Here is a 1,118-nt window from a genome sequence, read left to right on the forward strand (position 1 = left end):
CGAAGGCGACCAGGGGCTCGTAGCCCAGCTCCTGTTGGATCTTGGTGATGTCGAGCGAGTAGCGGCGGTCGTGCCCCTGCCGGTCGGCCACCCGGTCCACGCAGGACCAGCCGGCGCCGCACGCCGTGAGCAGCAGGCCGGTGAGCTCCTCGTTGGAGAGTTCCGTGCCGCCCCCGATGTGGTAGACCTCTCCGGCCCGCCCTGAGTTCATGACCATCTGGATCGCCCGGCAGTGGTCGGACACGTGCAGCCAGTCCCGGCGGTGGGCGCCGTCCCCGTACAGGGGCACCCGCATGCCGTCGAGGATGTTGGTGACGAAGAGCGGGATCACCTTCTCGGGGTACTGGAAGGGACCGTAGTTGTTGGTGCACCGGGTGACGACGACGTCCAGGCCCCGGGTGCGGTGCCAGGCCAGCGCCATCAGGTCCGAGCCCGCCTTCGACGCCGCATAGGGGACATTGGGGGCGAGCGGGGTGTCCTCGGTCCAGGAACCGGAGGCGATCGAACCGTAGACCTCGTCGGTCGACACGTGGACGAACCGGCCGACCCCGTGCCGCAGAGCCGCCTCCAGCAGCGTCTGGGTGCCGAGCACGTTGGTCGTGACGAACCGGGTGGCGGTGTCGATCGAACGGTCCACGTGCGACTCCGCCGCGAAATGAACGATGACGTCGTGGCCGGCCACCACCTCGTCGACCACGCGCGGGTCGACCGTGTCGCCCTGGACGAAGGTGTACCGCGGATGGGCCGCGACGGGGGTGAGGTTGGCCGGGTTGCCGGAGTACGTCAGCTTGTCCAGGACTGTCACCCGGGCGTCCTCGGAACCCGGCAGCTCGCCCCGCAAGGTGGCACGTACGAACTGCGAGCCGATGAAACCGGCCCCGCCCGTCACCAGTATCCTCATCGGTCCGCCTCCTCGTCACGGCGATGACGCTTCGTCAGTTCTACCAGGAGCGGCACGAGTTCGACTGGGCTAGGGGCAGAATTCCGGTCTTCCCGGATTCTCCGCGCGCCTTCACGGAAGGACGGTTCGGTGAGCACCCTGCGTAGTTGTTCGCGGATCTGTCCGGCGGACTGCTTCTGGTGGTCGATGCGCACCCCCGCCCCGTAGTCGGTCACGA

Annotated in this window: 2 protein-coding genes; both read right to left on the minus strand. The window is 68.2% G+C overall.

The window, feature by feature from the left end:
* The coding region (gene rfbB / locus ACZ7HQ_RS45810; protein WP_471003652.1) for a dTDP-glucose 4,6-dehydratase at positions 1-901 on the minus strand (901 nt) is incomplete at its 3' end.
* The coding region (locus tag ACZ7HQ_RS45815; protein ID WP_471003655.1) for a nucleotide disphospho-sugar-binding domain-containing protein at positions 898-1,118 on the minus strand (221 nt) is incomplete at its 5' end. The genes ACZ7HQ_RS45815 and rfbB, both read right to left, overlap by 4 nt.

It is taken from the genome of Streptomyces sp. NPDC037290 (genome assembly GCF_055603245.1).